Genomic DNA, 22,129 nt, shown 5'->3' on the forward strand with positions numbered 1-22,129 from the left:
GGGTGCCCCGGGCGTGCCGTGGTGGGGTTTCCCACCCCAACCTACGGAAGCATGCTGCACTGCCGCGAACCCTTCGCATACGTATGTATGGTCCGACAATTGGCGAGATCGCCGTACGGAGGCTAGAATCGGACGGTTAGCTCGTCCTGCGGCCACCACGCCACGCGGTCCCTCCTGTTCCGTGCCGGTCCAAAGTCGCCGGACCGAAGCATCGACTTCGTCGCTGCCCCCGGCGACGCGCACCCACCGCAAGGCGGCGCCCCGCGCCGCGGAGACCTCCATGGATCAGCTCGACGACATCCTCCATCAGGACCCCGACCCCACCGAAACCCAGGAATGGGTCGAATCGCTCAGCGCCGTCATCGATCGCGAAGGCACCGAGCGCGCGCACTTCCTGCTGGAGCGGCTGGTCGATTCCACCCGGCGTTCCGGCGGCTACCTGCCGTTCGATCCCACCACCGAATACGTCAACACCATCCCGCCGCACCTGGAAGCGAAGATGTCCGGCGACGCCGCGATGGAGTGGCGCATCCGCACGCTGGTCCGCTGGAACGCGATGGCGACGGTGGTGCGCGCCAACCGCAAGCCGGGTGAGCTGGGCGGGCATATCGCCAGCTTCGCATCGTCCGCGACGCTTTATGACGTAGGTTTCAATCACTTCTGGCGTGCGCCGAGCGTCGATCATCCGGGCGACCTGGTGTTCCATCAGGGCCATTCCAGCCCCGGCATCTATGCGCGCTCCTTCCTGGAAGGTCGCATCAGCGAAGAGCAGCTCGACCTGTTCCGCATGGAAGTGGCCGGCCACGGCCGCGGCCTCTCCTCATATCCGCATCCCTGGCTGATGCCCGATTACTGGCAGGTGCCGACGGTATCGATGGGCTTGGGCCCGATCCAGGCGATCTACCAGGCGCAGTTCTGGAAATACCTGGAACACCGCGGCCTGATGCCGAAGACCGACCGCAAGATCTGGTGCTTCATGGGCGACGGTGAGTGCGACGAGCCCGAATCGCTGGGCGCCATCTCGCTGGCTGGCCGCGAAGGCCTGGACAACCTGATCTTCGTGATCAACTGCAACCTGCAGCGCCTCGACGGTCCGGTGCGCGGCAACGGCAAAATCATCCAGGAACTGGAAGGCGTGTTCCGCGGCGCCGGCTGGAACGCCATCAAGGTGGTATGGGGCAGCTACTGGGATCCGCTCCTGGCGCGCGACAAGAACGGCGTGCTGCGCAAGCTGATGATGGAAACCATCGACGGCGAATACCAGGCGTGCAAGGCCTTCGGCGGTGCGTACACGCGCGAGCATTTCTTCGGCAAGTATCCGGAGACGCGCGAGATGGTCGCCAACTTGAGCGACGACGACATCTGGCGCTTGAACCGCGGCGGCCACGATCCGCACAAGGTGTACGCCGCCTACCACGCGGCGGTGAACACCAAGGGCATGCCCACCGTGATCCTCGCCAAGACGGTGAAGGGCTACGGCATGGGCGCGGCCGGCGAATCGCAGAACCCCACGCACCAGCAGAAGAAGCTGGACGACGAGGCCGTGCGCCACTTCCGCGACCGCTTCAACATCCCCGTGCCGGACGCCAAGCTGGCCGACGTACCGTACTACCACCCCGGCAAGGATTCGCCGGAAGTGCAGTACATGCTCGAGCGCCGCAAGGCTTTGGGCGGTTCGCTGCCGCAGCGCCGCCGCCATAGCGACGTGAAGCTGAAGGCGCCGGAATTGGCCGCGTTCGAGCAGATCACCAAGGGCACCGGCGATCGCGAAATCTCCACCACCATGGCGCTGGTGCGCGGCATGAACCTGTTGCTGCGCGACAAGGCCATCGGACCGCGCGTGGTGCCGATCGTCGCCGACGAAGCGCGCACCTTCGGCATGGAAGGCATGTTCCGCCAGATCGGCATCTACGCGCCGTTCGGCCAGAAATACCGTCCGCAGGACGCCGACCAGCTGCTGTACTACCGCGAAGACCAGAAGGGCCAGGTGCTGCAGGAAGGCATTTCCGAGGCCGGCGGCATGGCCGCGTGGATGGCCGCGGCCACCAGTTACAGCATCAGCAACCAGCCGATGCTGCCGTTCTTCATCTATTACTCGATGTTCGGCTTCCAGCGCATCGGCGACCTGGCCTGGGCGGCCGGCGACATGCGGTCGCGCGGCTTCCTGATCGGCGGTACTTCCGGACGCACCACGCTCAACGGCGAAGGCCTGCAGCACGAAGATGGCCATTCGCACCTGATGGCCGGTTCGATTCCGAACGTGCGTGCGTATGACCCCACCTTCTCCTACGAAGTGGCGGTGATCATGCAGGACGGTACGCGCCGCATGCTCGAAGAGCAGGAGGACGTGTACTACTACATCACCGTGATGAACGAGAACTATGCCCACCCCGATCTGCCGCAAGGGGTCGAGGAAGGCATCGTCAAGGGCATGTACCTGTTCAAGGATGCCGGCAAGCCGAAGAAGGGAGAGCCGCGCGTACAGTTGCTCGGTTCCGGCACGATCCTGCGCGAAGTGATCGCCGCCGCCGAACTGCTGGAAAAGGATTTCGGCGTCAGCGCCGACATCTGGTCCGTGCCGAGCTTCATCGAGCTGCGCCGCGATGGTTTCGACGCCGAGCGCTGGAATCGCCTGCATCCGGAAAGCGAGCAGCGCGTGCCGTATGTGACCGGCCTGCTGCAGGGACGCCAGGGTCCGGCGGTCGCCGCCACCGACTACGTGCGGGAATACGCCGACCAGATCCGCGCCTTCATGCCCGACGGCATGCGCTACACGGTGCTCGGCACCGACGGCTTCGGCCGCTCGGATACTCGCGAACACCTGCGCGGCTTCTTCGAGGTCGATCGCTACTGGATCGCGCACGCCGCGCTCGCCGCGTTGGCGAAGGACGGCAAGGTCAACGCCAAGGACGTGGCGCGGGCGATCCGCGAGTACAAGCTCGATCCGGAAAAGCCCAATCCGCAGACGGTGTAATCAAAAAGCCCGCCGAAAGGCGGGCTTTTTCGTAGGTTGGGCTGCGAACCCCAATATCGCCGTGTTGGGGTTTGCACCCGGCCAACGGATCAGTCTTCGTCCCGCCGCAGCGTGCGGAACAGCAGGAACAGCGCGCCTACCGTACCCGCCACGATCGCCGCGGTGGCGACCGGATGCCTGCCCGCGTGGCGTCGCAAGCGGCGGTACTGATAGTTGGCTTCGTCTGCGAAATCCTCGGCGCGCCGTGCGATACGCTTGCGTGCGTCGGTGCGGCTGAAACGGCCCACGGCGCGGCGCCCGCGGGACAGCCAGTCGTCGGCGGTATCGGCGGCGCCGTCTGCGTACTCGCGCACACGGTTGCCAAGGTGGTCGAGTCGGCGTTCGATGTCGGCTTGCCTGCTCATGGCGTTATTCCTCCAATGTCCGGGTGATTGACCTTGCCAGCGGTCACGTGAGTGGCACGTTAACCGATCGTGCACGCTCAGCCATTGATTTTCGTCACTTCTGGCAGGGTTCTAAAATAGCGTCCCGCCTCCGCGTGGAGTAGGTCCGCTGCGGTCCATCCGGGTGGCATGCGAGCGTTTGGGCGCCTGTATGCGCCGCGGTCAGGATGGCGTTCCCATATGCAGCCGCTGGCGCCGTCGCAGGGTAGGAAACATCACCATCCATAAGCCGACGACCACCAGCGTGCCGACGCCGCCGACCACGGCCGAACCGACCGCGCCCAGCCATGCGGCGACCATGCCCGATTCGAACTCGCCGAGCTGGTTGGATGTATTGATGAAGATCGCATTCACCGCGCTCACGCGCCCACGCATCGCATCGGGCGTATCCAGCTGCACCAGCGAGCCGCGAATTACCATGCTCACCATGTCGAACGCACCCAGCGCGAACAGGGCCACCAGCGACAGCCACAGCACGTTCGACAGCGCGAACACCAAGGTGGCCACGCCGAAACCCGCGACCGAGGCAAACATGATCTTGCCCACGTTGCGCTCCATGTTGTGGCGCGCAAGCCAGAACGACATCAGCAGTGCGCCTACCGCGGGCGCGGCGCGCAACAGGCCCAGGCCCCACGGCCCGGTGTGCAGGATGTCCTTGGCGAAGATCGGCAGCAGCGCGGTTGCACCGCCGAGCAGCACGGCGAACAGATCCAGCGAGATCACGCCGAGCACGTCCTTGCGTTCGCGTATGAAATGCACGCCGGCGAACAAGGTCTTGAGCGTGGCCGGTTCGCGTTTCGGCGGCGCATGCTCGTAGCGCAAGCGCGCCACCATCACGCCGGAAATCAGGTACAGCACCGCCGCCACCGCATACACCACGCCGGGGCCGGCGACATAAAGCAGACCGCCGAGCGCCGGTCCCATGATCATGGCCGCCTGCATGGCCGAACCGTTCACCGCCATGGCGCGCGGCAACAGCGCGGGCGGCACCAAGGCCGGCACCATCGATTGCAGCGAGGGCGATTCGAACGCCTTGGCCGTGCTGATCACGAAGATCAGCAACAGAATGCCCACCTCATCGATCGCGTGCAGCAAGGTCAGCACGGTCAGCAGCACAATCGCGATCCATTCCACGATCTGCCCGATCAGCACGATCCGTCGCCGGTCGAACTGGTCGGCCAGGTGGCCGGCCGGCAACGCCAGCAAAACGGAAGGAAAGAATTGCACCAGGCCGATCAATCCTAAGTCGAAGGCGCGCCCGGTGATGGCGTAGATCTGCCAGCCCACCGCCACCGAGAGCATCTGGAAGCCGAAAGTGGACGCGGTGCGTGCGCACCAGAAAGCAACATACGCCGGATGGTCGAGCAGCGAATCCGCGGAACGCGGCGCGGGGGAGGAAGACATGCGGGGTCCTTGTCTGGAACCGGCATTATCTGAAGTGGCGGCCATGGCGCAAAGTGCGTGCATCGCGCATCGCCGTCACCGGTTGCATCCGGGCAGGCCCTGGTTTCAAGCTAGAGACCTCTTCTTGCCGGAATCGCTCGCGATGATCCATTCGTCTTTCCGTCATGCCTGGGTCGTAGCCGCTGCCGGCGGCCTGCTGTTGCTGGCCGCTTGCTCGCAGCAGGATCAAACCCCATCGCCGCAGGACGCCGCCAAGGCGCAGGCGCAGCAGATGGCCGACGAGGCGAACCGACAGTTGCAGACCTATCGCCAGATGCTTGCGATGAAGAACGACGAAATGGCCGCCCAGCTCGGCGAGGCGATCGTCAAGCAGTTCCCATCCAGCGACGCCGCCAAGGAAGTGCAGCAGACGCTGCCGGACGTCGAAAAACGCGCCAAGGAAGCCGCCGAGAAGCGGCGCCTTGCCGGATTGTGGACCTACCAGGTCGGCCCGATGGAAGGCGGCACCCAGTCGACAGCCAGTCTTTACAGCACGCGGCCCGGCGGCGATCGCGCCGTGCGGCTGGTGCTGCGTCAGCACACCAAGTGGGGTGAAAGCGTGTTCCTGTTCGGCAATGGTCACGGCTTCGTGTGCAAGGGCAATTGCACGCTGCAGGCGCAGTTCGATGGCAAATCGCATCCCCTGCGCGCGTTTCTGCCGACCACCGGCGAGCCAGCGATCTTCATTCGCGACGACAAGGCCTTCATCGCCGCGATGGAAAAGACCCGGCGCATCACCATCGACGCGGAAATGCAGGACGGCGGCAAGCAGGAGCTGGTGTTCGAAACCGGTGGCTACGATCCGTCCAAGTGGGTGGCGGTAGGCAAGAAATAAGGTGCACCGGCACGCGGTTCGTGCGTTTTTCCGCCTAAGCTCTTCATGGAGGTGTGCCATGTCGAAGAAGATGCAGTGGCTGGTTTTTTCGCTGCTCGGGCTGTGCGTGGCAGCGTGTTCGAGCGTGCCCTACGCGCAGCGCTTGCAGGAGCGCCAGCAGGCCTACAGCGCCGCCGCCGGCGCGCCGGTGCGCAGCTTCCGTTTGCTGCTGGGTGGGAACATCTATTCGTGGGAGCCGCTCAGCGATACCCAGCTGGTGGTCTACACACAGCCCAGCAAGGCCTATCTGCTCGATGTCTGGCCGTGCAACAACCTTACCTTCGCCAACATCATCGGCCTGACCAGCTTCGCCAGCGAAGTGCAAGCGGGTTTCGACAAGGTGTTGACGGGACGGCCGTACATTCCATGCATCATCAAGCAGATTCGCCCGATCGATCTGGCCAGGTTCAAGCTGGAAAAGGAAAGCCAGCGCCATGTCGACAGCGTGCCGCGCAGCGAGGCGCCTCCGTCCAGCGGCGGGCAGTGAGGTTTCATGGGCGAACCGGAGATCTACTGTCCGCAATGCACCTGGCGCCCGCTAGGCACCAGTCGTTGGTTATGTACGCCCAAGATGGGCGGCTGCGGGACGATCTGGAACACGTTCTGGACCGGCGGCGTGTGCCCGGGGTGCGGCTATCGCTGGGAAATCACCATTTGCCTTGCATGCCGGAAATTCTCGCCGCATCGCGACTGGTACCACTGGCCGGAGCCGGCAACGCACGAGGAACAGCACGAGCGCGAGGCGGAAGATTCGTCCTCGCACTGAGTCCGGTAGGTTGGGGTGCAAACCCCAACATCACCATCTACATATCCCGATGGTTGGGGTTTGCACCTCAACCTACTGCAGGAACAGCTTCTCGCTGATTTTCGCCAGCGGCTTCTCCACCACCTGCTGCAAGCGCGGCGGCAGGTCCAGTGGCTTGAGCAGCATCTTCACTGTCATTTCCGCCGGGATGTTCCGACGCAGCAAGGCCTGCGCCGGGCCGGCCACCTTCTGGAACTGCGCGTTGTCACCTTTGTGCTGCGGGTAGCACTGGTTGAACACGTGGCGCAGCGCTATGTCGCTGTCTTCGTTGCGGATCTCGTTGACGCGACGCAGGATGGCGCGGAACACCTTGTAGCGACCGAGCTTTTCCTGTTCGCGGTAGCGCTGGAAGGCCTGGTAGAAATGCTTGAAATGACGTACTTCGTCGCTCTTGATGTGGTTGGTGAGCTGCTTGAGCACCGGTTCGTCGACGATGTCGTTCAGGGCGCGGTAAAGGCTGGCGGTGCCGGTTTCCACCACGCAGCGCGCGGCCAGTTCCAGCCCGCGCGAAGGCTCCAGTTGCTCGTCGGTGCACAGCGCGCCGTAGTCGTTCCAGAACGCCTGGAAGCCGGCATCCCAGTCGAACTCGGGCCATACGTGGCGCACGTAGGCGGCCAGCGCGCGGCCGTGCTGCAGTTCTTCGTGTTCCCAGTGCTCGCGCAGCCAGCCTTGCAGTTCCAGGTCGCCGTCGAAGTGCTCGATCAGGTTGCTGGTGTACAGATCCGAGCCGCTCTCCACGAACGAGGCGCTGCAAAGCAGCAGAAACAGGTTTTCATCATGCCGTACACGCGCGATGTCGATGTCGGCGAAATTCAGACTTTCCAGAGTCCAGGGCAGGACGGTGCTGTAGTCCACGTGCAGTTTCCTGTGCAAAAAAGACTATCCGATCTGTGACAGATCAAGGACAACAGGATAAATGGTGAACGCTGGGCGGGATTAATGCCAGCTTTGCGCGGGGTGGGAATCGGGAGCGGGAGCGGGTGGGGCAGCGGCTCCTACCCTGCTAACCATTGATGATTTACGGATTGGACCTACCGCACCACGGTTACCGGCACATGGGCGCCCGCCAGCACGTCCTCGGATACCGAGCCCAGCAGCCAGCGGCCGAGAGCGCCCCGTTCGGTATGGCCGATCACGATGTGGTCGATGGGATGCTGGCGGATCTGGCCAAGCAGGACGTCGCCAGGGCTACCGTGGGTGATTTCCAGGTCTACGAGCGTATCGGCATCCGTATCCAGGCTGCGCAGTTCCTGCTGCAACTCCTGCGCTCGCTCGCTGGCCGAGTCGGTCATCATCAAGGCGCAGGCGTCGGCGCCGCCCTGGGTGACCTGCAGCACCGATACCACCCGTACCCGACCCTTGCAGGCGCGCGCCAGGTTCATGGCGAAGCGGAACGCACGTTGTGACGTATCCGAACTGTCGTAGCCGACCAGCGAGTACTTGGGCATTTGTTCCTCCATGGCCAACGCGCGATTTCAGTGTGCGCGGCGCTTTGTTAGTTAATCATCAAGCAAAAGGAAACAACAGGCGGCGTCTACGCATAACGCTCACGGAAGCGTGCGCAAGCTGAACGCCGTTTGGTTTCTTGCCAATTTGTTCAGTCCGTTGCGCCGACACTCTCGCCACGGCGTGGGTGATCCATGCCATGCGCAAGGAGACTGATATGAGTAAGCGTACCTTTGGATTGACTGCCGCCATGCTGCTGTGCGCCGGAGCGATGACCGGCCTGCCGGCCATGTCCGCGCAGGCGGCCAAGGCCCCGGTGAAGTGCCACCTCACCTATAGCCTGAAAGGATGGTCGGCGATCTACCAGCATGCGGAAGGACGCGGCGACATCACATGCGACAACGGCGAAACGTCTGCCGTAAGCATCAGCATGCACGGTGGTGGCCTCACCGCCGGCAAGTTCCACGTCGCCGGCAAGGGCGACATCAGCAACGTCTACAGCATCAAGGATGTCTACGGTAGCTATGCGCAGGCTGGCGCTTCGGCCGGCGTCGTGCGCAGCGGTACCGCGCAGGTGCTGACCAAGGGCACCACGTCCATTGCGCTGTCGGGCAGTGGCGAGGGCGTCAACCTCGGCGTGGCGGTCGACAAGTTCGATATCGAGCCGATCAAGGCCCAGTAAGCGGTAGCTTGATCATCGACAAAAGGCGCCGCAAGGCGCCTTTTGCTTGCGTTATGGCAGCGTATACTCGCTGCGCCCCTTGCTTGATGGAGTTCGCCCATGCGTCGTCTGTTGACCCTGCTAGCGATGGCCGGGCTGGTTGGCCTGCTAGCCGTGCCCGCGCTGGCCGGCACCGGTGCGCAAGGCAATCCGCAGGTCGGCCAAGTAGCGCCGGCGTTCCGGCTGCAGGATCAGAACGGCCATTGGCGCAGCCCTGCCGATTACCACGGGCACTGGCTGGTGCTTTATTTCTATCCGAAAGATTTCACGCCGGGCTGTACCACCGAGGTCTGCACCTTCCGCGATGAAGTGATCAAGTTGCGCCAAGCCGGCGCGGACGTGGTTGGCGTAAGCCTGGACAACATCAAGTCGCACGCGGAATTCGCCGCGAAATACCACGTGCCGTTTCCGCTGCTGGCCGATACCAACCGGCACGTGGCGATCAGCTACGGCGTGCTGACATCCGCCATCGGCCTGCACTTCGCCAAGCGCACCACGTTCCTGATCGATCCCAATGGCAAGATCGCCAAGATCTATCGCGACGTCGATCCCAAGGACAACGCCGCGCAGGTACTGGCGGATCTCAACACGATGAAGAAGGCGGCGGCTTGATGGTGATTTCCCGCTTCGATACCGACGTGCGCAAGAGGCCCAGGTTCGCCTGGTGGCGCATGTTGACCTGGGTACTTCTGCTGGCGGCCGCGTTTGGCGGTGTGCAGTACATCCATCACGCGCAAGCCGTGTGGGAAGCGCTGCAGAAGGTGCCTCCTGGTGGGAGTGACAGCCAGCAGATCACCGCCGGTTTGCATGGCCTGCTCGGCTGGGACATTGGTTATCTGATAGGCGCATTCGTGGTGGTCGTGGCGTGCGCAGGGGGCATTCTGCGCCAGGCCTGGGCACGTTCGGTGCTGCGCGTGGTGGCCTTGCTGTTGTGCGTGTGGATAACCTACAGCGGCGTGACGCTGTGGCATCAATGGCAGGGCGTCGATCCCGGTTCATTGCAGGAAGGGCAGCAATTGGTAGCGGATTTTGGCCGCGTCCTGCGCATCAACCTGGCGCTGCGCGCGGTCAGCGTGCCGCTGCTGCTGTGGCTCGCCTGGCAACTGGGCCAGCCGGCTGTCCGCCTGCAATTCCGGCCGCGCCCGGGCTGATTCAGCCGCAGTTATCCCCGTGCGCCGTATCGCTGTCGGGCCCAATCCGATGGAGATACACCCATGCGTTCGACCCGCCTGCTCGCTGCCTGGATGCTCGCGCTCGCTTGCAGCGGCCTGCATGCGCAGGACTTGTCGCAGGTCTGCCACGCGACCAGCAGCTACGACCTCACCGTGCAGCAGGATCGTTTGATCTTCGATCGCGCGGAGCCCGCGCCCACGCGGGTGGTCATCGCATCGGGCACGCTGCAGACGGACGGCCAGGCCGTGCGCCTCAATGCCGAAGACCAGGACCGCCTCACGCTGTTCCAGCGCGAGCTGCTCGCCCTGGTGCCGCGGATGAAGCGTGTGATCAACCATGGCGTGGATGTCGCGGTGCAAGCCGTGCAGGACGAAGCGAACGGCATGAATCTCGACGCCGGTACACGCGCGGAGTTGCAGCGCCGCCTGCAGACGCATGCGGGCGACCTGCACCGGCGCGTCGCCACCAGCCAGAGCACGCACGACTGGCACGGCGATGCGGCCAACCAATACGCCAATGAGATCATCGGCGACATCGGCCCCTTGCTTGCTTCGGCGATGGGCCAGCAGGCCATCAGCGCGGCAATGAGTGGCGATTTGCAGCAGGCTGCCGCGCTGCGCGACCAGGCTGCCAATCTCACCAGCGGGTTTCAGCCGCGCCTGCAGCAACGGCTGCAGGTGCTGCGGCCTGAAATCCAGGCGCTCTGCCCGGATATCCAGCACCTGGCAGAGCTGCAGCAGGGAATTCGTGCCAGCAATGGCCGTCCGTTGAATCTCGTGCAGATCGGCCAATGAGCCGCCGTAGCGGCGCAAGCTGAGCAAAAGCCAACCATGGCAGGCGGATTTATCCGCCGCTAAGTCCTTGTCCTGCAACATGGCATCGTTTTTCCGAGACAGGCTCGGCCAGGAGGCGGCGGGGTGTCGTTCGCGGTTCAATATCTATGCAATGGTCTGATCCGCCGCAGCATCGAGCTGCGCGCGCTGTATTGCCATGCCGCAACGCAGGTCAGCGAGCCTGGGTTGCGCACCGTGCTGGATGAAGAAGCGCAATCGCTCACTCTGGTGATCGCCGAACTGCAGGCGCAGATCCGCAGCCACGAGGGCACGCCGGCCACCCGCCGTCGCGTGCTGGGCGTGGTGCGTTACGGCTTCGACACCCTGGTGCCGCACAGCGACGATGCCTGGATCCGCCTGTTGGCGCGCCACGAGCAGAACCTGCTGCGCTCGTTCGAACGCGTCATCGCGCGCGTCGGGGCCGGCGACATGAGCGCGGAGCTGCATCGCCAGCTGCCGCGCCTGCATTCGATCGACCTGGACATGCACAGCCTGGCCAAGGCGGTCGGCGTCGGGCACTGAGCATGCGCCGTCCGCCGCAGGAGGCGCAGGCGGTGCTGGCGTTCTGGTTCGATCCTGCGAAACAGCCACACTGGTTCGATGCATCGCCACAATTCGATGCCATCATCCGTGGCCGCTTTGGCGACACCTTCCGTCGGGCAGCGGAAGGTGAGCTTGAACAGTGGGCCGATACGCCGCAAGGATGGCTGGCGCTGCTGATCGTGCTCGATCAGTTTTCGCGCAACCTGCATCGCGATGATCCGCGTGCATGGGCGCAGGATCTACAGGCACAGCGACTCGCGTTGTGGGGCATCACAAAAGGTTACGACCGACGACTGCCGCCGATGCAGCGCGTGTTCGCCTACATGCCGCTCGAACACGCCGAAGACATGCGGCTGCAGCAGCATTGCGTGGCGTTGTTCGAAGCGCTGTGCGAACAACTGCCTGCCGAAGAGCGTCATCGCTATACGGGTTTTCTCGACTATGCTCGGCAGCACCAGGCGGTGATCGCGCGTTTCGGACGGTTTCCTCATCGCAATGCGCGGCTCGGCCGGCCCTGCACGCCGGAAGAGCTGCAGTACCTTGCCGAACCCGGCGCCGGGTTCTGATCGCCGCCATGGAACGGGCTTTATCACGACAGGGAGCAGATCATGCGCCGCTATGTTTTTCTTGCCTTGCTGATCACCAGCTTCAGCGCGCATGCGCTGCAGAGTTTGCGCGTGGGCAGCCAGGTGCTGGTGGTGGGCGATAGCGCGGCACGCGTCAAAGCGCTGCTGGGCGAACCATCCGTACGCGCGAAGCCATCCAGTACAGGCAAGCGCACGAAGGGCACGATCAAGGCAAAGTCATCCAGCAGAGGCCGCACGGCCGGAGCGAAGGACAAGGGCGAGAAGTGGCAATACCAACGCGATGGACACTTCACCACCTTCACCATCGCCGATGGAAAGATCGCGCATATCGAAGATGCCGTGCGTTAACTGCGTAGGCTGGGATGCCAATCCCGGCATTACCATGCTCTGAACATCGCGGCGCTGGGATTGTCATCCCAGCCTATACGTTGCGTAGCGTCTTCAATAAAGCATGCGGCATCCATGGCACAGGCGACTGCTCCGCTTCGCGAATCAACGCGACGATGCGCTCATTGGCTGGCGCACGCAGGCCTCGGGATTTCGCCAGGGCGACCAGCTCACCGTTGATATAGTCGACCTCGGTGCGGCGATGGGCCTGCAGGTCATCCCACATGGAGGAGCGCGCCAAGGGATCGATCGCCAGCATGCGCGAGGCGATGCGATGAAACAGCGCGTCGGGCAGCGACAGCACGCCCGGCAGCCAGCGAGCGGGCAGGGCGGTGAGCGCCGCGGGTCGAATGCCCGCCGCATGCAGCACGCGCAATCCCTCTCGCTGCAGCAACGCGAGACACTGGCGCCAGGGGCGTTGCGCCAATTGCTCGCGCAAGGGCAATCCGCTCAGTGCATTCAGTGCGTTGTTGAGGTTGATCAGCAGCTTCGCCCACAGCACGGCCTGCATGTCGTCGCACACTTGCAAGGGCAGGCCGCCAGCGTCGAACGCCGAACGCAACGCGGGTGAAAGCGCAGCGGAGCGCTCCACCATCAATGCGCCCGATGAGCCTTGATGGAAGTGCCCGGGTTCCGGCTGCGTCACGTTGAACGGCACCATGCCGGCCAGGACGTGGCAGGTCGGCAACGCCGCACGTAAATCCGCCACGTTGCGCACGCCGTTCTGAAAGCTGATCACCAGCGTTCCCGGCGCAAGCACTTCGGCCAGGTCGTGCGCGACATCCATGGTCGCGGCGGATTTCACTGTCACCACTACGGCGTCGACGCCCTGTGCGCCGCTGGCTTGCGTGGTGACATCCAGTTCCGCCACCGGAACATGCTGGCGATGGCCGTGCAGGTCGCTCACCGTCAACCCGCGCTCCTGCAACATGGACGCGACGTGCGGCCGTGCAATGAAACGCAGCTGCGCATGGCCATGCAAACGGCCACCCAGATAATTGCCGACCATGCCGGCGCCGTAGATGGCGATGCGCGGCGAAGAGCTCATGCCACTGCTGCGGCGGCGGCGCGTCCCGCCACGCGGCCGGAAAACAGGCAGCCACCGAGAAAACTGCCTTCCAATGCGCGATAACCGTGCAGTCCGCCGCCGCCGAAGCCGGCGGCTTCTCCCACCGCATACAGGCCGCGCACTGGCTGGCCGTCGTGCCCCAGCGCGCGTGCATCGAGATCGGTTTCCAATCCACCCAAGGTCTTGCGGGTGAGGATATGCAGCCGCACCGCAATCAGCGGACCGTTCGCCGGATCGAGGATGCGATGCGGCTTCGCCACGCGAACCAGGCGATCGCCGCGATAGCGCCGTGCGTTGTGGATCGCCATCACCTGGCTGTCTTTGGCGAAGGGATTGCCGAATTGCCGATCGCGCGCTTCGATTTCCTCGCGCAGGTGGGCGACATCGAGCAACTGGCTGCCCGCCAGCGCATTCATGCCGACAACCAAGTCATCCAGATTGTCGCGCACGATGAAATCGCGACCATGCCGCTTGAACGCTTCCACCGGCGCCGGCGCCTGCTTGCCGATGGCGCGCCTGGCCACCTGCCGCCAGCTTTTGCCGGTGAGGTCGGGGTTCTGTTCGGAACCGGACAGCGCGAATTCGCGCCGGATGATCTGCTGGTCGAGCATGAACCAGCTGTAGTCGAAACCGGTGCGACGCAGATGTTCGAGCGTGCCCATGGTGTCGAAACCAGGCCATAGCGGACCGGGCAGGCGGTTACCGCGCGCGTCGAACCACAGCGAGGAAGGGCCGGGCAGGATGCGAATGGCGTGCATCGGCCAGATCGGATTCCAGTTTTCGATACCTTCCACGTAGTGCCACATGCGATCACGGTTGATCAGCCGCGCGCCGGCCGCTTCGCTGATGCCCAGCATGCGGCCGTCCACATGCGCGGGCACGCCGCACAGCATGCGCGAAGGTGGCGCACCCAAGTGCTGCGGCCAGTTCTGGCGCACCAGTTCGTGATTGCCGCCGATGCCACCGGAGGCCACGATCACCGCCTGCGCACGCCATTGGAAATCGCCGACGACGTCGCGCGAGCTGGGTCTGCCGCGTTCCACGCTGTCGTCGGCGAGGCGCGCGCCATGCACGCCGACCACGCTGCCGTTCTCCACCATCAATCCATCCACGCGATGGCGGAAGGCAAAGCTCAGCAAGCCTTTTGCCTGTGCTTCGCGCGCGCGCCGCACGAACGGCTCCAGCACGCCGGGGCCGGTGCCCCAGGTCACGTGGAAGCGCGGCACCGAGTTGCCGTGCCCGATCGCGCCATAGCCGCCGCGTTCGGCCCAGCCCACCACCGGAAACCAGCGCATGCCCATGGCGTGCAGCCAGGCGCGTTTCTCGCCGGCGGCAAAATCGACGTAGGCCTCGGCCCAGCAGCGCGGCCAATGGTCTTCCGGGCGATCGAACGCGGCGGTGCCCATCCAGTCGGCCAGCGCCAGCGCGTGCGAGTCGCGCACGCCCATGCGGCGCTGTTCGGGAGAATCGACGAAAAACAGGCCGCCGAACGACCAGAACGCCTGTCCACCCAGGCTCTGCTCCGGTTCCTGCTCGACGATCACCACGCGCCGGCCGGCGTCGGTCAGCTCCGTCGCCGCAACCAGGCCGGCAAGACCAGCGCCGACGACGATCACATCGGTGGATGGCATGGCTGGCCCCTGATCCCCAAAGACCTGAACTTATCGCGCACTCGTTCGTTTGCCTATGTGCGCTGCGCCAAACGTCATGGTCGCCGGCCATGACCGATGGCAGGGAATGACGTACGGCCCATGCCGGCGCGGGGCTGCGCGTTAAACCCTATGTGCCGGATCACGCATCGAAGCGTGCAAGAGCCGCTCCGGCTCGCGTCCTGGAGAGGGATCGCCCATGCATCGTCACCTGCTTTCGTTCGCCACGGTTTTTGCGCTCGCCGCCGCAGGCGGCGTGCATGCAACGGATGGTCATTCGCACCATTTGTCGTGTGCGTTCAACAGCGCTTACGACATCCAGGTGCAAGCCGGTGGCATCGCCTTCACTCGCAACAGCGGCGCACCCGCCAGGATCTTCATGCATGATGGCGCCTTGCAGGTGGATGACCGGACCGTGGCAGTGTCCGCGGCGGATGCGGCGCGCCTGCGCGATTACGAAGCACAGGTACGCGAACTGGTGCCCGCCGTTGCGGCGATCGCGCGCGACGGTGTCGAGGTGGGTTATTCGGCGCTGACCACGGTGGTGGCCACGCTGGCGGAAAACGGCGACGAGCGCACGCGCCTGCTGCACGAACTGCGCGAGCGGCACAACGAAGCGGTACAACACATTGACAGCACGCTCGGCCACGGCCTGTGGACCGCTGGCGGCGAGAACGATCTGTTCGGCGAACACCTGCAAAACACCGTCGAAGACCTGGTGAGCAACGTCACCGCCGATGTGGTGAAGGGTGCGCTCAGCGGCGACTCGAGCCGGCTCGCGGCATTGCAGGCACGCACCAGTGCGTTGCAGGCCACGCTCGGCAAGGCGGTGAATGCGCCGGCCGATGAACTGGGCCAGCGCGCCGAAGCGCTGTGTCCGCATTTCAGCCGGCTGGACCAGCTGCAGCAGCAGTTCCAGTTCCGCCTGCCCAACGGCGAGCGCCTGCAATTGATTTCCCAAGACATGGATCGTCCCGACAAGGCGAGCTACGCCCAGCGCTAGTGACCCGGCGCATCATCCCCACCATGCTCCCCCAATCATGGACAGCCACACGCCCGGTTCCCCACCGGGCTTTTTTTATGCGCGCAGGTTGAGTGCGAACCCCAGCGTGACCATGCGCATCTTTGCGTTGTACGGTACGCCCATGCCTGCAATCGACGTGGACGGCTGCTAGGCTTTGCGCAATTTCGCCAGGGATTGCGTCATGTTCGAACATCTATTGGGCCTTACACGCGACGACCTGCGCGTATTTTTTACCAACCACGCGCCGGCCTTGCTCGGCGCCTTGCTGGTGCTGCTGGTCGGCCGCTGGCTGGCCGCGCGGCTGGCGAATTTCATGCAGCGCGCGATGCGTCGCGCATCGGTGGACCCCACACTGAGCGGCTTCCTGCGCAATCTGCTGTATGGCGTGTTGATCGCGGTGCTCATCGTGATCGCCCTGCAGACTGCGGGCGTGCCGAGCGCGCCGTTGCTGGCCGCATTGGGTGCCGGCGGCCTGGCGATCGGCCTGGCTTTGCAGGGTTCGCTGAGCAACCTGGCCTGGGGCGTGCTGCTGATCGTGTTCCGTCCTTTCAAGGTGGGCGATTTCATCCATGCCGGTGGCGTGGACGGCTCGGTGGAAGGCATCAACCTGATGCATACCCAGCTCGTGCTGGCGGACAACCGCGAGGCCATCGTGCCCAACGCGAAGATCGGCGCGGACGTCATCATCAATTTCAGCCGGCGCGGCATCCGGCGCTTCGAGCTGCGCGTGGGCATCGGCTATGACGACGACATCGGCAAGGCCATCGCGGTGGTGCAGCGCCTGTTCGCGGCCGATGCGCGCATCCTCGAGGACCCGGCGCCCACAGTGTGGACTGATTCGCTGGCCGACAGCTCGGTGCTGCTGTTGCTGCGCGCCCATACCGTGGTGGACGATTTCTGGCCCGCGCAGACCGATCTGCTGCGCAAGGTGAAAGAGACCTTCCAGGCCGAAGGCATCCACTTTCCGTACCCGCATCGTGAGGTGCGCGTGGTCATGGCATCGCCTGCGGCCGAAAAGTAGGACAAATCCGCCGCATACGTATGCGGATGGCGATCTTTGGCGTCTTTGCCATGTCCGTGAAGGGGCGTCGGTTGCTATGATGGAAGCCTTGCGGCCGCCTTCTCCTTCCCCGCGGCTGCCTTCGTTCCGCAGGAGAAATCATGGCTGACCCTAAAGAAGCCCGCGTTCCGGATATCGGCGGACACGCGGATGTGCCCGTCATCGAAGTGATGATCAAGCCCGGCGACACCGTCGAGAAGGATCAAAGCCTGATCACGCTTGAGTCTGACAAAGCCACCATGGAAGTGCCCGCGCCCTTCTCCGGCGTGGTCAAGGAAGTGAAGCTGAAGGTGGGCGACGAGGTTTCCGAGGGTGCGCTGATTGCGATCATCGAAGCCGCCGACGGCGTTGCCGCACCGGCGCCCGCCAAGGCGGAAGCCCCGGCCGCGAAAGCCTCTGCTCCGGCTCCGGCCCCGCAGGTGAAGGAAGAGCCCGCCCCCCTCGGCGGCCGCAGCGTGCTGCCGGGCAATGCGCCCGAAGGCGACGTCGCCCCGCAGGCCCGTCCGCCGTTCGACGCCAAGCTGGTGATGCCGGGCGATGCGCCGTACGCCACGCCGGCCGTGCGCGCCTTCGCGCGCGAACTGGGCGTGGACGTGCATCAGGTGAAGGGCAGTGGCCGCAGCGGCCGCATCCTGCGCGAGGACATCGCCGCCTACGTCAAGCATGCGCTGGCTTCCGGTGCGCGTCCGGTGGAAGGTGGCACGGTGGCGGCTGGCGGTGGGCTCAACCTGCTGCCGTGGCCGAAGGTGGATTTCGCCAAGTTCGGTGAAGTGGAAGAAAAGCCGCTCACCCGCATCCAGAAGATTTCCGGCCAGAACCTCGCCCGCAACTGGGCGATGATCCCGCACGTCACGCACCACGAAGACGCCGACATCACCGAGCTGGAAGCCTTCCGCAAGAAGCTCGGCGAAGAGAACAAGGATCTGAAGATCACCCCGCTGGTGTTCCAGATCAAGGCGGTGGTCGCGGCGCTGAAGAAATTCCCGCAGTTCAACGCCTCGCTGGATGCGACGGGCGAAAAGCTCATCCTCAAGAAGTACTTCCACATCGGCATCGCGGTGGACACGCCCGATGGCCTGGTGGTGCCGGTGATCCGCGATTGCGACAAGAAGGGCCTGCTGGACCTGGCGGCCGAACTGGGCGAGATCTCCAAGAAGGCGCGCGACAAGAAGCTCGGCCCGGCCGACATGTCTGGCGGCTGCTTCTCGATTTCCTCGCTCGGCGGCATCGGCGGCACGGCGTTCACGCCGATCGTCAATGCGCCGGAGGTGGCGATCCTTGGCGTGACCAAGGCGCAGACCAAGCCCGTGTGGAACGGCAAGGAATTCGCGCCGCGCCTGATCCTGCCGCTGTCGCTCAGCTATGACCACCGCGTGATCGACGGCGCCGTCGCCGCGCGCTTCGCGTCCTTCCTCGCCACCCAGCTCGGCGACATCCGTCGCCTGCTGCTCTGACGCGAGGGAACAAAGATCATGGCCAATACGATCGAATTGAAAGTTCCCGACATCGGCGGTCACGAAGGCGTGCCGGTGATCGAAATGATGGTGAAAGCCGGCGACAGCGTGGCGAAGGAACAAAGCCTGATCACGCTGGAATCGGACAAGGCGACGATGGAGATTCCCGCTAGCGCTTCGGGCGTCATCAAGGAGATGAAGCTGAAGGTGGGCGATGAGGTGTCCGAAGGCGCTGTTATTGCGATCCTTGAAGTCGCAGGCGAAGCGAGTCCTTCTCCCTCTCCCCTCCGGGGAGAGGGGTCAACCTCGCCTGCAACGCCACCATCTGCCGCTAGCGCGTCCCCCTCACCCCAACCCTCTCCCCAAAAGGAAGAGGGAGCAAAAGCACCGCAAGCTGCCGGCGCCACCGGCCGCAAGGCGGACATCGAATGCAAGCTCGTCGTGCTCGGCTCCGGCCCCGGCGGTTACACCGCCGCATTCCGTGCTGCCGACCTGGGCGTCGATACCGTGCTGGTGGAACGCTACGCCACGCTCGGCGGCGTGTGCCTCAACGTTGGCTGCATTCCGTCCAAGGCACTGTTGCACGCTGCGGCAGTGATCGACGAAGCGGAAGCCATGGCCGCGCACGGCGTGAGCTTCGGCAAACCGAAGATCGATATCGACAAGCTGCGCGGCTTCAAGAGCAAGGTGGTCGGCCAGCTCACCGGCGGCCTCGCCGGCATGGCCAAGCAGCGCAAGGTGCGCACCGTGCAAGGCGTGGGCAACTTCGTGTCGCCGAACGAAATGGAAATCGACACCGCCGAAGGCAAGAAACTGCTGCGCTTCGAATACGCCATCATCGCCGCCGGTTCGCAGGCGGTGCGCCTGCCTGCGTTCCCGTGGGACGACGAGCGCATCATGGATTCCACCGGCGCGCTGGAACTCAAGGACGTTCCCGCCAAGCTGCTGGTGGTCGGCGGCGGCATCATCGGCCTGGAAATGGCCACCGTATACGCGGCGCTCGGCAGCGAAGTGACCGTGGTCGAGTTCATGGACCAGATCATTCCCGGCGCCGATGCCGATCTCATCAAGCCGCTGGCCAAGCGCCTGGGCAGCAAGCTCAAGGGCGTACACCTCAAGACCAAGGTGGTGGAAGCCAAAGCCACCAAGAAGGGTATCGAGGTCAGCTACGAAGGCGAAAGCATTCCGCCTACTACCGTGTTCGATCGCGTGCTGGTATCGGTTGGCCGTTCGCCCAACGGCAACAAGATCGGCGCGGACAAAGCTGGCGTGGCGGTGACGGAGCGCGGCTTTATCAACGTCGACACGCAGATGCGCACCAACGTATCGCACATCTTCGCCATCGGCGACCTGGTCGGCCAGCCGATGCTGGCGCACAAGGCCACGCACGAAGCGAAGGTGGCGGCGGAAGTTGTCGCCGGCCAGAAGAGTCACTTCGATGCACGCGTGATTCCTTCGGTGGCCTACACCGATCCGGAAATCGCCTGGGTCGGCGTCACCGAGCGCGAGGCGAAGGAAAAAGGCCTGAAGATCGGCGTCGGCAAGTTCCCATGGGTGGCCAGCGGCCGCGCCATCGGCATCGACCGCACCGAAGGCTTCACCAAGCTGCTGTTCGACGAAGAAACCCATCGCGTGGTTGGCGGCGCCATCGTCGGTCCGCATGCGGGCGATCTCATTTCGGAAATCGCGCTGGCGATCGAGATGGGCGCCGAAGCGGCCGACATCGGCCTCACCATCCATCCGCATCCGACCTTGAGCGAATCGGTGGGCATGGCGGCCGAGGCGTACGAAGGTACCATCACCGATCTGTACATGCCCAAGAAAAAGTAAGGCATCCCGATCGTATCGTATAGAAAAGGGCCGGATATTCCGGCCCTTTTCGTAGGTTGGGGTGCAAGCTCCAACACCGAGTTGCATATGCGGAACGCATTGTTGGGGTTTGCACCCCAACCTACGATGGCATCTGCTGTCACCAGGATGAAAAACCCGGTACGTAGGGAAACGAAAGCGACTCGTAGTATTTGAGCGACTTTCGCGGCGGCGCGTAACCCGTCGGTAATGGCAGGCCGGAAATGCTTTGGAAATAGGCGATACACGCATCTCGCCACCATTGCGCTTCCTTTTCCTGGATGGCGAGAAAAGCATCGACCTGGCGATACCGTTCTGCATCGATATAGCCATCCAGACTCTGCCAGGTTTTACGCATGCGTTTCACCTGTTCTACGCCTTGCGTGTAATGCGCCACCAATTCGTACCACAGCGTCCGTCCTGAACGCACGCGATAGTTCCACGGCACATGATGGAAGTAGAGCAGGAATGGCTCGGGTGTTTGCTTGAGGTCGTTGAATTCCGACGCGAGAGGTGGTGCGTACTGGTCTACCGCATCGCTACCCGTGCGGCTGCGATCGAAGCCGATGCCATTGTGATCGGCGCGATGGTAGTAGACCGGCCGCCAGTCGGCGCGCGATTCGCTGGCGTCCCACGGCGCAGGGCCGTAGTGATGGCCCGGCCCCATCAGGTGCAACAAACCCAGCGGCGCCATGTAGTTCACCGCAGCTTCGCGCGAGCCCATCATCATCTCGACCACGGGTTTGACGAACGCTTCGTTGCTGCTGAAGGTCATCCGCACCCATTCCTCGGCGATCGCGCGCGAGGATAGCGTGGGATTCCATGCAAGCCGTCCGAACACGTACCAGTTGGCCTGATTGAAATCCGAGCCGCACCAGTTGCGGTCGGTGCCAATGTTCGCGTCGCCAGCCATGCCGGTGAGCGTGTGGCCGTCCAGCGAGCCATCGATCACCCTGGCCACGGTGGAACCTCTGCCACGCGCCATCGTATCGGCGGACAGCACTTCTTCGAACAGTGGTCCGAGATAGACCAGGTGCGTGGCGAACCCCAGATATTCCTTGGTGATCTCTAACTCCATCATCAGCGGCGTCTTCGGCATCGCGCCGAACAGCGGATGGAAGGGCTCGCGCGGCTGGAAATCGACCGGGCCGTTCTTCACCTGCACCAGCACGTTCGCATGGAAGCGTCCATCCAGCGGCTTGAATTCGTCGTACGCCTGCTTGGCTCGGTCTTCCGGATTGTTCTGCGAGTAGACGAACGCCCGCCACATCACCACACCGCCATGAGGAGCAAGCGCATCGGCAAGCATGTTGGCGCCATCGGCGTGCGTTCGATGATAATCCTCAGGACCCGGCTGGCCTTCCGAATTGGCCTTGACCAGGAAGCCGCCAAAGTCGGGAACTTGCTTGTAGATCTCGTCTACCTTGGTGCGCCACCACGCGCGCACCTGCGGATCGAGCGGATCGGCTGTTTTCAAACCACCGATTTCGATCGGCGCGCTGAAGCGGATGCTGAGATAGACGCGAATGCCGTAGGGGCGGAATACCTCGGCCAGCGCAGCCACTTTTTCCAGATACATCGGCGTGAGGATCGTCGCACCCGCATTGACGTTGTTGAGCACCGTGCCGTTGATGCCGATCGAGGCATTGGCGCGTGCGTAATCGGTGTAACGCGGTGCGCGCCAGTCCGGCAGCTTCCACCAATCCCAGATCGACGCGCCCGCATAGCCGCGCTCGACCTGGCCGTTGAGGTAATCCCAGTGATCGAGCATGCGCAGTTTCAGGCGCGGTGTTTCT

Annotated in this window: 22 protein-coding genes; 15 read left to right on the plus strand and 7 right to left on the minus strand. The window is 64.0% G+C overall.

Translation table 11 applies throughout. From position 1 onward, the window contains the following. The first annotated feature begins 280 nt into the window (after window positions 1–280). Complete coding sequence (gene aceE / locus ACTHNE_RS21210; protein ID WP_324947905.1) at window positions 281–2,974, plus strand: pyruvate dehydrogenase (acetyl-transferring), homodimeric type; 2,694 nt, start codon at window positions 281–283, stop codon at window positions 2,972–2,974. Window positions 2,975–3,063: 89 nt separating this feature from the next. Here aceE and ACTHNE_RS21215 read toward each other — a convergent pair whose 3' ends face one another. After that, on the minus strand, window positions 3,064–3,378 hold the full coding sequence (locus ACTHNE_RS21215) for a hypothetical protein (protein ID WP_324947908.1): 315 nt from the start codon (window positions 3,376–3,378) through the stop codon (window positions 3,064–3,066). A gap of 201 nt (window positions 3,379–3,579) precedes the next feature. Further along, entirely contained in the window at window positions 3,580–4,821 is a 1,242-nt protein-coding gene (locus ACTHNE_RS21220; RefSeq protein WP_324947910.1) for an MFS transporter, read from the minus strand. Between the two features lie 142 nt (window positions 4,822–4,963). Between ACTHNE_RS21220 and ACTHNE_RS21225 the strand changes: the two genes are divergently transcribed. Genes ACTHNE_RS21225 through ACTHNE_RS21235 form a run of 3 tightly spaced genes read left to right on the plus strand, consistent with a single transcriptional unit; the run spans window position 4,964 to window position 6,500 of the window. Continuing rightward, on the plus strand, window positions 4,964–5,695 hold the full coding sequence (locus ACTHNE_RS21225; RefSeq protein ID WP_440270265.1) for a hypothetical protein: 732 nt from the start codon (window positions 4,964–4,966) through the stop codon (window positions 5,693–5,695). A gap of 58 nt (window positions 5,696–5,753) precedes the next feature. Continuing rightward, window positions 5,754–6,221 (plus strand): DUF6491 family protein, encoded by a 468-nt coding sequence (locus tag ACTHNE_RS21230; protein WP_324947915.1) that lies wholly within the window; start codon window positions 5,754–5,756, stop codon window positions 6,219–6,221. Between the two features lie 6 nt (window positions 6,222–6,227). Then, a complete protein-coding gene (locus ACTHNE_RS21235) occupies window positions 6,228–6,500 on the plus strand; it encodes a hypothetical protein (RefSeq protein ID WP_324947917.1) in 273 nt (90 codons plus the stop codon). Window positions 6,501–6,572: 72 nt separating this feature from the next. Here the strand turns inward: ACTHNE_RS21235 and ACTHNE_RS21240 are convergent, their stop codons facing one another. Together ACTHNE_RS21240 and ACTHNE_RS21245 are read right to left on the minus strand one after the other, a co-directional pair. Continuing rightward, the gene (locus ACTHNE_RS21240) at window positions 6,573–7,394 is read right to left on the minus strand and encodes a ferritin-like domain-containing protein (protein WP_324947919.1); all 822 of its coding nucleotides are present in this window, start codon (window positions 7,392–7,394) and stop codon (window positions 6,573–6,575) included. A 176-nt stretch (window positions 7,395–7,570) separates the two neighbouring features. Beyond that, window positions 7,571–7,987 (minus strand): universal stress protein, encoded by a 417-nt coding sequence (locus tag ACTHNE_RS21245; RefSeq protein WP_324947921.1) that lies wholly within the window; start codon window positions 7,985–7,987, stop codon window positions 7,571–7,573. 215 nt (window positions 7,988–8,202) lie between these two features. On the opposite strand from ACTHNE_RS21245, the gene ACTHNE_RS21250 reads away from it, so the two are divergent. The 7 genes from ACTHNE_RS21250 (at window position 8,203) to ACTHNE_RS21280 (ending at window position 12,190) form a co-directional block, all read left to right on the plus strand. Beyond that, window positions 8,203–8,667: a hypothetical protein gene (locus ACTHNE_RS21250; RefSeq protein WP_324947923.1), complete on the plus strand. Its 465-nt coding sequence runs from the start codon at window positions 8,203–8,205 to the stop codon at window positions 8,665–8,667. A gap of 99 nt (window positions 8,668–8,766) precedes the next feature. Then, window positions 8,767–9,318, plus strand: coding sequence for a peroxiredoxin (locus ACTHNE_RS21255; protein WP_324947925.1), 552 nt, complete (start codon window positions 8,767–8,769; stop codon window positions 9,316–9,318). Beyond that, window positions 9,318–9,857, plus strand: a complete 540-nt coding sequence (locus ACTHNE_RS21260; RefSeq protein WP_324947927.1) for a hypothetical protein — start codon at window positions 9,318–9,320, stop codon at window positions 9,855–9,857. The genes ACTHNE_RS21255 and ACTHNE_RS21260 overlap by 1 nt, the downstream gene beginning before the upstream one ends. Before the next feature lie 63 nt (window positions 9,858–9,920). Then, on the plus strand, window positions 9,921–10,673 hold the full coding sequence (locus ACTHNE_RS21265; protein ID WP_324947929.1) for a DUF2884 family protein: 753 nt from the start codon (window positions 9,921–9,923) through the stop codon (window positions 10,671–10,673). 123 nt (window positions 10,674–10,796) lie between these two features. Continuing rightward, window positions 10,797–11,234, plus strand: coding sequence for a DUF2383 domain-containing protein (locus tag ACTHNE_RS21270; RefSeq protein ID WP_324947931.1), 438 nt, complete (start codon window positions 10,797–10,799; stop codon window positions 11,232–11,234). A 2-nt stretch (window positions 11,235–11,236) separates the two neighbouring features. Further along, the gene (locus ACTHNE_RS21275) at window positions 11,237–11,821 is read left to right on the plus strand and encodes a DUF924 family protein (protein ID WP_324947933.1); all 585 of its coding nucleotides are present in this window, start codon (window positions 11,237–11,239) and stop codon (window positions 11,819–11,821) included. Window positions 11,822–11,863: 42 nt separating this feature from the next. Then, entirely contained in the window at window positions 11,864–12,190 is a 327-nt protein-coding gene (locus tag ACTHNE_RS21280) for a hypothetical protein (protein WP_324947935.1), read from the plus strand. 73 nt (window positions 12,191–12,263) lie between these two features. Here ACTHNE_RS21280 and ACTHNE_RS21285 read toward each other — a convergent pair whose 3' ends face one another. Together ACTHNE_RS21285 and ACTHNE_RS21290 are read right to left on the minus strand one after the other, a co-directional pair. Further along, on the minus strand, window positions 12,264–13,277 hold the full coding sequence (locus tag ACTHNE_RS21285; protein ID WP_324947937.1) for a 2-dehydropantoate 2-reductase: 1,014 nt from the start codon (window positions 13,275–13,277) through the stop codon (window positions 12,264–12,266). Further along, complete coding sequence (locus tag ACTHNE_RS21290; protein ID WP_440270266.1) at window positions 13,274–14,929, minus strand: FAD-binding dehydrogenase; 1,656 nt, start codon at window positions 14,927–14,929, stop codon at window positions 13,274–13,276. Before ACTHNE_RS21290 ends, ACTHNE_RS21285 begins: the two co-directional genes overlap by 4 nt. Before the next feature lie 217 nt (window positions 14,930–15,146). On the opposite strand from ACTHNE_RS21290, the gene ACTHNE_RS21295 reads away from it, so the two are divergent. From ACTHNE_RS21295 to lpdA, 4 genes are all read left to right on the plus strand, one after another. Beyond that, window positions 15,147–15,950: a DUF2884 family protein gene (locus ACTHNE_RS21295; RefSeq protein ID WP_324947941.1), complete on the plus strand. Its 804-nt coding sequence runs from the start codon at window positions 15,147–15,149 to the stop codon at window positions 15,948–15,950. Between the two features lie 202 nt (window positions 15,951–16,152). Further along, a complete protein-coding gene (locus tag ACTHNE_RS21300; protein WP_324947943.1) occupies window positions 16,153–16,992 on the plus strand; it encodes a mechanosensitive ion channel family protein in 840 nt (279 codons plus the stop codon). A gap of 140 nt (window positions 16,993–17,132) precedes the next feature. Beyond that, window positions 17,133–18,485 carry a dihydrolipoyllysine-residue acetyltransferase gene (gene aceF / locus ACTHNE_RS21305; RefSeq protein WP_440270267.1) on the plus strand — a complete coding sequence of 451 codons (1,353 nt, stop codon included), beginning with the start codon at window positions 17,133–17,135 and terminating at the stop codon, window positions 18,483–18,485. Window positions 18,486–18,503: 18 nt separating this feature from the next. Continuing rightward, window positions 18,504–20,315: a dihydrolipoyl dehydrogenase gene (gene lpdA, locus ACTHNE_RS21310; protein ID WP_440270268.1), complete on the plus strand. Its 1,812-nt coding sequence runs from the start codon at window positions 18,504–18,506 to the stop codon at window positions 20,313–20,315. A gap of 139 nt (window positions 20,316–20,454) precedes the next feature. Here the strand turns inward: lpdA and ACTHNE_RS21315 are convergent. Then, a partial coding sequence (locus ACTHNE_RS21315; RefSeq protein ID WP_440270269.1) for an alpha-glucuronidase occupies window positions 20,455–22,129 on the minus strand: 1,675 nt, incomplete at its 5' end.

Source organism: Dyella sp. (genome assembly GCF_051954575.1).
GTDB lineage: Bacteria > Pseudomonadota > Gammaproteobacteria > Xanthomonadales > Rhodanobacteraceae > Dyella_B.